We start from the raw sequence: 9,228 nt of genomic DNA, 5'->3' as shown, positions 1-9,228 counted from the left end.
GGCGGCGGCACCCCCGGCGGCGGGACGCCGGGAGGCGGCACCCCGGGCGGCGGCTCGTCCGGCGGGAACCTCCCCGGCAGCCCCACCCCGCCCGGCAAGGGCGGCGGCAAGCCGGGGCTCGGCCTGAGCGTCGCGCTGGCCACCTCGGCCGTCCACGCCGGCGACACCGTCTCGGTGTCGGTCACGGTGACGGGCAGCGCGAAGGGCGTGACCGTCGGGCTCCGCGCCAGTGGCGGCGCGTCGGCGTCGCCGTCGAGCTCCTACGTCGGGACGGTGTCCGGATCGGCGTCGGTGCTCGGGACGGTCACCGTGCCCGCCGGGACCAAGCCCGGCACGATCACCGTCAAGGCGACCGTCACGTCCAGCAACGCCGGAGCGCACAGCACGCCGGCGACCCTCAGCGTGGTCGCCGCGTCCGTGACGCTGCCCGGCAGCGGCCACGGCGGTCCGCCCGGCGCGTACGGCGCCCTGCCGCCCGGAGTGAACGCCCCGCCGCCCGGGCTCGACCCGCTCGGCGACCGCAACCAGTTCCAGGCGCCCGCCGTGGCACTCCCGCCGGTCGCCGGTCCGCAGGTCGCGGGCGTCGCGCTGCCGCTCTCCCCCGTCACCAGCCTCAAGGCCGCGCACGAGCCGCTGATCAGCGGCGCGGAGCCGGGCGCGGTCGCCTGGGCGGGCGGCGCGATGGTCCTGGCGTCCGGGCTGCTGATGATGCCGCTGTTCTGGACGCGCCGCCGCCGCGCCGTGGCCCGCGACCAGCACACCGACTGGATCCTGCTCGGCAAGGGCATCACCGCCCGCGACCTCACCGAGAAGGGCCTGGACCGGCTGAACCTGGCGGGCAAGCGGCTCACGGTCGCGCGGATGCGGGCGCTGCCTCCGCAGCCGGCCCCCGCGCGGCGGCGCCTGCCGCGCCCGCTCCCCCGCTTCGGCAACTGACCCGGCGCGAACGCCGACCGGCGGCCGGCCCCCTGGAGGGCTCGGCCGCCGGTTCGCGTCTTCGGGCCTGGAGCCCGGCCGTCAGCGGCTGAGGATGTAGTCCTCCTCCTTGGCCTTGCGGGACGACTTCCAGAACTCGAAGGTGAACCCGGGCCACAGCGTGCGGTTCACGCCGTGCTCGTCCAGGTACCAGGACCGGCAGCCGCCCTCGTTCCACACCGCGCGCCGCAGCCTGCGGTGCATCCGGTCGTTGAAGCGTCGGACGGCCTGGGGCCGCGGCTCGATGACCGACATCCCGCGCTCCTGCAGCAGCCGCAGGCAGCTCAGCACGTGCTGGATCTGCACCTCGATCATGAAGACGACCGAGTTGTGGCCGAGGCCGGTGTTCGGGCCGAGCAGCATGAAGAAGTTCGGCATCCGCTCGACCGTGGTGCCGTGGTGCGCCTCGATGCCGTCCGCCCAGACCTCCTGGATCTTCACACCGTCGCGTCCGGTGACGCGCATCTCGGCGAGCGCGTCGGTCACCTTGAAGCCGGTGCCGTAGATGATCACGTCGACCTCGTGCTCGACGCCGTCCCTGGTGACGATGGAGTGCTCGCGCACCTCCGCCACGCCGGACGTGTCGAGCTCGACGTTGTCGCGGGTCAGCGCCGGGTAGTAGTCGTTGGACAGCAGGACGCGCTTGCAGCCGATCGTGTAGTCCGGCGTGACCTTCGCGCGCAGTTCCGGGTCGGGGATCTGCTTCTCCAGGTGGCGCAGCGCGAGCGTCTTCATCGGCCCGGCCAGGCGCGGGCTCACCGCGAAGCTGACCGCGCGGGCCTCCAGCGTCCAGTAGATCCCGGCGCGGAACGCGCGGGCCGCGCCCGGCACCTTCGCGAACAGCGTCCGCGCGGCGGCGGGGATCGCGTGGTCGGGCTTGGGCTGGATCCACGGCGGCGTCCGCTGGAACAGCACCAGCTTGGACGCCTTGCGCGCCACCCGCGGGACGAACTGGATCGCGGACGCGCCGGTCCCGATGACGGCGACGCGCTTGCCCTCCAGGTCCACGTCGTGGTCCCACTCGGCGGAGTGGAAGGCCGCGCCCTGGAAGCGCTCGATGCCGGGCAGGTCCGGGAAGGACGGGATGTGCAGCGCGCCGATGCCGGACACGATCGCCTTCGGACGCAGCACCTCGCCGCCCTCCAGCGTGACGTTCCAGCGGTCGTCGGCGTCGTCCCACTCCATCGAGTCGACGGCCGCGCCGAACCGGATGTGGTCGCGCACGCCGTACTTGTCGGCGGTCCGCTCCAGGTAGGCGCGGATCTCGGGCTGCGGCGCGAACATCCGCGACCAGCCCGGGTTCAGCTCGAAGGAGTAGGAGTACATGTGCGACGGCACGTCGCACGCGCAGCCCGGATAGGTGTTGTCGTGCCAGGTCCCGCCGAGGGCCTCGCTCTTCTCCAGCACGACGAAGTCGTGGAAGCCCTGCTGCCTGAGCCGGATCGCCATGCCGAGCCCGGCGAAGCCGGACCCGATGACCACGATCGCCGGGGAGGTGCGCTCGTTCATTCGTCCATCCCATCGAACGGAGACCTACTATGAGTAAGTTACCGCCGGTAGGTTACTGACGGTAGGTCCAATAGATGGGATTTCCTGTGAGCAGTGCCACAGCGCGCCCGCGCCGCCGCATGTCCCGTCCCGAACGGGAGCGGCAGATGCTCGACGTCGCCGAGGAGGTCTTCGGCGAGCGCGGCTACCGGGCCGCGTCCATGGACGAGATCGCCGAGCGCTGCGGCGTCTCCAAGCCGATGCTCTACGAGTACTTCGGCTCCAAGGACGGCCTGCTGGAGGCGTGCATGGCCCGCAGCAAGGCCGAGCTGCTGGAGGTCACGCAGCGTGCCATGGCCGGCGCCACGACCGCCGACGACGTCCTGTGGCGCGGCATGGTCGCCTACTTCGAGTTCATCGACGCGCACGCGCGCACCTTCGCGCTGCTGGTGCGGCAGCCGCTGGACACGCCGCCGGGCACGGCCGAGGCCGTCGAGGACACCCGCCGCCAGCAGAGCGGGCTCATCGCGGGCGTCCTGCGCGCGTTCGCGCCGGACGCGCCGGAGCCGACCGTCCTCGCCTACACCGAGATCATCATCGGCGCGTGCGAGCGGCTGGCGGTCTGGCGCACCGGCCGCCCCGACGTCAGCGCCCGGGACGCCGCGCGGCTCATGACCGACTTCTGCCGCGAGGGCCTCGGCCCCTACATGACCGACTGACGGCGAACGCGCGGCCCGGCGCGGGGTCGGCACGCGGAGTCGCGCGGGTCAGTCGCGCGGAGACGGGCGCGGGTCAGGCGCGGGCGGCGCGGAGTTGCAGGGCGGTGATGAGCAGGTCGAGGCCGAACTCGAAGTCGGCCTCGGTGTCGTTCTCGGCCAGCTCGGATGCCAGGGCGATGACGTGCGGGAACTCGTCCGGGTCGAGCCGGGCGAACGAGTCGGCGGCCGGGGTGCCCAGATGCGCGAACGCCTCGGCGACGCGCAGCTCGCGCATCTGCGTGCCGACCGCGTAGGCGAGCAGCGCCCGCATCGCGCGGACCGACGTCGGCCCGTCGAACCCCGCCGCCGCGGCGACCGCGAGCGCCCGCTCGGCGGGCCGCAGCCCGGCCGGGGTGTCGACCTTGTGGCTCAGCACGACGGTGAGGCTGCGCGGGAAGTCGCGCGCCATCTTGCGGTGCGCGCGGACGAGCGCGCGGGCCCGCTCCGGCCACGGCGCGGACGGGTCGTCGGCGAGGTCGAGCCGGTTCGCGACGTGCTCGGCGACGCCCTCCAGCAGCGCCTTCTTGTTGGGCACGTGGTTGTAGAGCGACATCACCGCCACGTCCAGCGCGGTCGCGACGCGCCGCATCGACAGCGCCTCCGGACCGTCCGCCTCGATCAGCCCGATCGCGGCCCGGACGATCCGCTCCCGCGTCAGCGCCGGACGCACGGCCTGCTCCGGCACGGCCTGCTCCGGGCGCACGGACACGACCGGCTCGGGGCGCACCGGTGCGACCGGTTCCGGTGGGCTCGGACGCGGCTCGTCCCGGGTGGTCGCGGCGGCGGGGGGCGTCGCTTCACTCATGGCTCGTTCGCTCTCCTGGGCATTGACCCTGTAAGTGAACCATGACACGGTACGTACAACGTACGCCGGACGTACAACGTACGTACGTCGCGGCTCGGCCCGTGCCGGGAGGTCCGCCATGTCGACCCATGACCTGTACACCAGCCCCGTCGAGCCGTCCCACCGGACGGTCCCGATGACCGGAGACACCCGGTTCACCTGGGAGTACGACGACGGCCGCGACAGGCTGCTCGCCCTCTACCAGAAGGGCAAGGACCGGCAGTGGGACGCGGTCACCCGCATCGACTGGGATCTGGAGGTCGACCCGCACGACGTCCTGGGCGTCGCGGACCAGTCGCTGGCGATCTACGGCACGCGGCACTGGGACCGGATGGGCGAGCGCGACCGGGGCGAGCTGCGCCGGCACGCCGCGTCCTGGCAGTTCTCCCAGTTCGTGCACGGTGAGCAGGGCGCGATGATCACCGCCGCGCGGATCGTGGAGTCCGTCCCCGACCTGGACGCCAAGTTCTACTCGGCCACCCAGACCATGGACGAGGCCCGGCACGTCGAGATCTTCACCCGGTTCCTGCAGGAGAAGATCGGGATGGTCTACCCGATCAACACCAACCTCGAGGACCTGCTGCACGAGACCCTCGGCGACTCCCGCTGGGACATGCCCTACCTCGGCATGCAGGTGCTCATCGAGGGGCTGGCGCTCGCCGCGTTCGGCGTCATGCGCGACATGACGACCAAGCCGCTGCCCAAGCAGGTCCTCACCTACGTCATGCAGGACGAGGCGCGGCACGTCGCGTTCGGGCGGCTCGCGCTGCGCGACCACTACCGGGAGCTGTCGGCGGCCGAGCTGAAGGATCGCGAGGAGTTCGTCATCCAGGGCTGCCACCTCATGCGCGACCGCATCCGCGGCCGGGAGATCTGGACGAACTTCGGCATCCCGCTCGCCGAGGTGGACGAGCTGGTGAACAAGTCCCCCTACATGCGCATGTTCCAGGCGCTGCTGTTCAGCCGGATCGTCCCGTGTGTGAAGGACATCGGGCTCTGGAGCCCGCGCATCCAGGCGACGTTCGAGGAGATGGGCGTGCTCGACGCGTCCCGCTCCGACCTCGACGCCCTCATGCGCCACGACGAGGAGCTGGCCGACAAGCTCGACGCCGAGCGCTTCGCCGCCGAGGAGGCCGAGCGCAAGGCCGAGGTGGACGCCGTCATCGAGGCCGAGGCCGTCCGCTGACACGAGGCCGAGGCCGCCCGCTGACACGAGGCCCGGCCCGCCGCGCGGGCGGTGGGCCGCCGGGGCGAGGGTGGCGGAGGTGATCGCGCGCGGGCGGCGACCTGAGTAGGTTTGGGCGGGTGGCGGAGGTGATCGCGCGCGGGCGGCGACCTGAGTAGGTTTGGGCGCACCCCACCCACGGAGGTCAGCAATGTCCCTCGCGCTCTTCGACGGAGCCCTCGCCGTCGTCACGGGAGCAGGCGGAGGTTTCGGCCGGGCCACCGCGCTCGCGCTCGCCGAGCGCGGCGCGACCGTCGTCGCCGCCGACATCGACCCGGACGCGGCCGAACGGACCGTCGTGCTCGCCAAGGCCCTCGGCGCCGTCGGCAGGGCCTACGAGGTGGACGTGTCGGACGCGCGCGCCATGGAGGAGTTCGCCGCCGCCGTCCGGTCCGACCACCGGGTGCCCGACATCGTGGTGAACAACGCGGGCATCGCCGTCTCCGGGCCGCTGCTGGACACGGGCGTGGACGACTGGGAGCGCGTCCTCGGCGTGAACCTGTGGGGCGTCATCCACGGCTCCCGGCTCTTCGCCAAGCAGATGGTCGAGCGCGTCGAGGCGCTGCCCAACCGTCCGGACAAGCCGAACTTCGGCGGGCACATCGTCAACGTCGCGTCCGCCGCCGCGTTCGCGCCGACCCGCGAGCTGCCCGCCTACTGCACGACCAAGGCGGGCGTGCTGATGCTGAGCGAGTGCCTGCGCGCCGAGCTCGCCGGGCACCGCATCGGCGTGACGGCCGTCTGCCCCGGGTTCAGCAAGACCGGCATCATGCGCAACGGGATCCACGTCGGTGGGGACGCCGCCGGGCGGGAGCGGCGGCGGGAGCGCGCGGACAAGCTGCTGCGCCTGCGCAACTACCCGCCGGAGAAGGTCGCCGAGCGGATCGTCCACGCGATCGTCAAGAACAAGGCCGTGGTGCCGGTGAACGCCGAGGCGCACGTCATGTACGCGCTGTCGCGGATCGCGCCGAGCGCGGTACGGGCCATCGCCCGCATCCCCGCCCCCCTCGGCTGACGCCCTTGCGCCCCTCGGTTGACGCTCTGCGGCCTGAGGCGGACGGCCCCGCGCACGGGCGGCGCGGGGAGCGGTACGGGCCGCGCCGGGGTCAGGGCAGGAGGTCGGTCGACGGGCGCTGGTGCACGGTGACGCCGTCCGGATGGTCCAGCAGGGCCAGATGGGCGGCGTAGCCGGGGCCGGGGGCCAGGTCGTGGAGGACGAACCGGCCGGGGTGGTCGTCGCGCCCGTCCCAGTAGAGCAGGCGGGGCCTCTCGTGCGCGGGCGAGGTGCGCAGGCGCGGCATCGGGAAGCGCAGGCCGTCGCCGGTGGCCTTCAGCAGCGCCTCCTTGCGCGTCCAGAAGACGAGCAGTTCGGCGGGGGTCGCGGCCGTCTCGCCCGGGGCGAGGACGTGCCGCGCGATGTCGTCGCTGATCTTGCGGGACTCCTCGACGTCCAGGCCCAGCGGTCCGTGCGCCGAGACCGCCACGCCCACGCGGTCGCCCGAGTGCGAGACCGACACGTGCGGGGCGTCCGGACGGCCCGCCACGCGCGGACGCCCGTGCGGCTTGTCGCAGTCGGAGCAGGACCGGTCGATCTCGACCCGCTCGGGCGGCAGGCCGAGCAGGCCGCCGAGCGCGAAGCGGGTGAGCGCCACGCCCAGGGTGAACCGGTCGCGGTCGGCGTCGCGGAGGTAGCGGTCGCGCCGGGAGCGCTCGACGGGGTCGAGGACGGCGGTCAGGGCGGGCGTGGCGGCGGAGCGCTGGGCCCACCAGACGGTCACCGGTTCCACCGGGCCTCATCCTCCTCGCCGCTCCACGCGATCCGCTTCGCCGCCGATCGTTCCGGTGCCGCCCGCTTCTGGCGGCTTCCGTGACGGCTGCTGGTCGTCGCTCCACCGCGAGATTAGCCGATGGCCGGAGGAAACCGAACATCGTTCACTGCGCACCCTTTGACAGACGTCCGACCAATTCGCCCCGAAAAACCAGGCGGGCCGTGGAACGGCGCCCGTTCCACGGCCCCTCGCGGAGTCTTGACGTTCGGTGTCCGGTCCTACACCCAGGACACGCCTTGCGGCTTCACGGCCACGGGCCTCAACCTCCTCCTCCCCAGGCTCTACCACGTCGGACGGCACTCCCGGCCGACGTGACCCTCCCCTTTACCGCACCACCCTAGAAGTCTCTGACTGAGAGCACGACATGATCCGGCCGATTCAGGCCAGAAATGGTTTAGCGCAGTGCAGACAGCACTTCCCGTGCAGCGTCGGTCGCATTGGTCAGGGCGCTTTGCTGTACTGACTCCGGCTTGGTCCCGGATGGCAGCTGCCGACTGTAACCAACCCTGATCACCACGTTGCCCCGGCGTGCGGTGACTTCTCCCACGACGAGCGGCTGGCCCTTGTCCTGCTTGAAACTCCGGAACGCCTCGTCGCCCAGGCCGGGCGCCTGCTGGAGGGTGAGGGTCCGCTCCAGCGGGGTGTCGTGCGCCTGCGTCCAGCGGGCCGCGTAGTTGCGCCTGGCGTCGCCCACCGCGTCCTGGAGGGTCGTCGTCGGGTACAGGTACATCTCGACCAGCAGCCAACGGAACGGCGCCTTGGACGTGAACGTGCAGGTCGCGAGGGTGTTGTTGGAGTTCGCCTGCTTGGTCGCCCCCGGCGCGACCCGGTTCAGGACGGCCCCGGACACCGTGCCGCAGGCGTCCGGCAGTTCGAGCGCGGTGAACGGCTTCGCCGTCGGCTGCGTCGGCTGCGGCGCCTGCGACGCGGTCCGCGGCGGCGACGAGGACTTCGCGGACGGGCTCGCGGACGGCTCCGGGGAGGACGTGCCGGACGACCCGCCCGTTCCGGCCGGGCTCAGCGTCCGGTTTCCGGTCGGCCCGGCGGAGGGCCTCCCGCCGGACGGGACCAGCAGGAACACGGCCCCGGCCGCCAGCGCGAACGCCACGACCGCCACCAGCACGATCAGCAGCCTCGGACGGCGCTCCGCCGACGGCGGCTCCGGGGCCGAGTACACCCGCTGGAACGGCTCTCCCCCGCGCGTGAGCCCCCCACCGCCGCCATGGCCGGGCGGGACGTCCCGGAAGCCGGGCGGCACGTCGCCGTGACCGGGCGGGACGTCGCCGGGGCCGGACGAGAGGCCTCCGTGCCCGGGAGGGAGATCGCCCTCCCCGCCCGCGTCCAGATACTCGTTCTCGTGCTCGTACTCGGGCGGCCAGCCTCCGTATTCAGGGGCCCGGCCTCCGTATTCAGGGGCCCGGCCTTCGGACTCGGGGGGCCGGCCTTCGGACCCGGCCGGGCGACGTCCCCGGCCGGCCCCGCCGGACTGCGTCGGACGGCCCACGCTGCGGCTCCTCACTCCCCCGATTACCGCCGGTCCCCACGACCGTAGACGGGCCGGGCACGGCGACGCCAGGGTCGAGGCCGCGGACTGTCGGACGCGGCGGTCAGAATGGGTGGGTGCTGCTGTCGGAGATCGCCCGGACGTCGGCCCAGGTCGCCGCCGAGCCGGGCCGCAAGGCCAAGGTGAACGCCCTGGCGGGCGCGCTGCGCTCCGCCGAGCCGGAGGAGGCCCCCGTCGTCGTGGCCTACCTGTCCGGCGAGCTGCCGCAACGGCAGATCGGGGTCGGGTACGCGGCGCTGCGCGACCTTCCGCCGGCCGCGTCCGAGCCGTCCCTGACCGTCGCCGAGGTGCACGCGGCGTTCGGCGAGATCGGCGCGGTCTCCGGGCCGGGATCGGTCGCGCGGCGGCGCGAGCTGCTGCACGCCGTGTTCGCCCGCGCGACGCGGGCCGAGCAGGAGTTCCTGGTCCGGCTGCTGTCGGGCGACCTGCGCCAGGGCGCGCTGGACGGGGTGATGACCGACGCCGTCGCCACCGCCGCCGGGGCGCCGCTCGCCGAGGTGCGGCGGGCGGTCATGCTGCGCGGCGCGCTCGGGCCGGTCGCCGCC

General features: G+C 73.2%; 8 protein-coding genes and 1 pseudogene. 5 read left to right on the top strand and 4 right to left on the bottom strand.

What is annotated here, in order from left to right; genetic code table 11:
• Nucleotides 1-936: COG1361 family protein (locus DZF91_RS16435; protein ID WP_199486683.1), on the top strand; the 936-nt coding region annotated here is incomplete at its 5' end.
• 81 nt (nt 937-1,017) lie between these two features.
• Here the strand turns inward: DZF91_RS16435 and DZF91_RS16430 are convergent.
• A complete protein-coding gene (locus DZF91_RS16430) occupies nt 1,018-2,484 on the bottom strand; it encodes a flavin-containing monooxygenase (protein ID WP_117358337.1) in 1,467 nt (488 codons plus the stop codon).
• 86 nt (nt 2,485-2,570) lie between these two features.
• Between DZF91_RS16430 and DZF91_RS16425 the strand changes: the two genes are divergently transcribed.
• Nucleotides 2,571-3,182: a TetR/AcrR family transcriptional regulator gene (locus DZF91_RS16425; RefSeq protein ID WP_235834343.1), complete on the top strand. Its 612-nt coding sequence runs from the start codon at nt 2,571-2,573 to the stop codon at nt 3,180-3,182.
• A 73-nt stretch (nt 3,183-3,255) separates the two neighbouring features.
• Here DZF91_RS16425 and DZF91_RS16420 read toward each other — a convergent pair whose 3' ends face one another.
• Nucleotides 3,256-4,026, bottom strand: coding sequence for a TetR/AcrR family transcriptional regulator (locus DZF91_RS16420; RefSeq protein ID WP_117358335.1), 771 nt, complete (start codon nt 4,024-4,026; stop codon nt 3,256-3,258).
• A 118-nt stretch (nt 4,027-4,144) separates the two neighbouring features.
• Here DZF91_RS16420 and DZF91_RS16415 point away from each other — a divergent pair, with 118 nt between their 5' ends.
• Nucleotides 4,145-5,251 carry a ferritin-like domain-containing protein gene (locus tag DZF91_RS16415; protein WP_117358334.1) on the top strand — a complete coding sequence of 369 codons (1,107 nt, stop codon included), beginning with the start codon at nt 4,145-4,147 and terminating at the stop codon, nt 5,249-5,251.
• Between the two features lie 190 nt (nt 5,252-5,441).
• Nucleotides 5,442-6,305: an SDR family NAD(P)-dependent oxidoreductase gene (locus DZF91_RS16410; RefSeq protein WP_117358333.1), complete on the top strand. Its 864-nt coding sequence runs from the start codon at nt 5,442-5,444 to the stop codon at nt 6,303-6,305.
• 91 nt (nt 6,306-6,396) lie between these two features.
• Here DZF91_RS16410 and DZF91_RS16405 read toward each other — a convergent pair whose 3' ends face one another.
• Together DZF91_RS16405 and DZF91_RS38950 are read right to left on the bottom strand one after the other, a co-directional pair.
• Entirely contained in the window at nt 6,397-7,077 is a 681-nt protein-coding gene (locus DZF91_RS16405) for a 4'-phosphopantetheinyl transferase family protein (protein WP_117358332.1), read from the bottom strand.
• A 436-nt stretch (nt 7,078-7,513) separates the two neighbouring features.
• Complete coding sequence (locus tag DZF91_RS38950; RefSeq protein ID WP_147341178.1) at nt 7,514-8,623, bottom strand: hypothetical protein; 1,110 nt, start codon at nt 8,621-8,623, stop codon at nt 7,514-7,516.
• 116 nt (nt 8,624-8,739) lie between these two features.
• Between DZF91_RS38950 and DZF91_RS16390 the strand changes: the two are divergent.
• Nucleotides 8,740-9,228: pseudogene (locus tag DZF91_RS16390) on the top strand (ATP-dependent DNA ligase); the annotation flags it as partial.

It is taken from the genome of Actinomadura logoneensis, from assembly GCF_003428695.1.
Taxonomy (GTDB): Bacteria; Actinomycetota; Actinomycetes; order Streptosporangiales; family Streptosporangiaceae; genus Spirillospora; species Spirillospora logoneensis.
The sequence above is the reverse complement of the archived record's forward strand: the minus strand, read 5'-3'. Positions and strand labels throughout refer to the sequence as shown.

Excerpts from the sequence above, each read along its gene's own strand:
- DZF91_RS16430 (WP_117358337.1), bottom strand. The coding sequence starts at position 2,484 with ATGAACGAGCGCACCTCCCCGGCGATCGTGGTCATCGGGTCCGGCTTC.
- DZF91_RS16420 (WP_117358335.1), bottom strand. The coding sequence starts at position 4,026 with ATGAGTGAAGCGACGCCCCCCGCCGCCGCGACCACCCGGGACGAGCCG.
- DZF91_RS16415 (WP_117358334.1), top strand. The coding sequence starts at position 4,145 with ATGTCGACCCATGACCTGTACACCAGCCCCGTCGAGCCGTCCCACCGG.
- DZF91_RS16410 (WP_117358333.1), top strand. The coding sequence starts at position 5,442 with ATGTCCCTCGCGCTCTTCGACGGAGCCCTCGCCGTCGTCACGGGAGCA.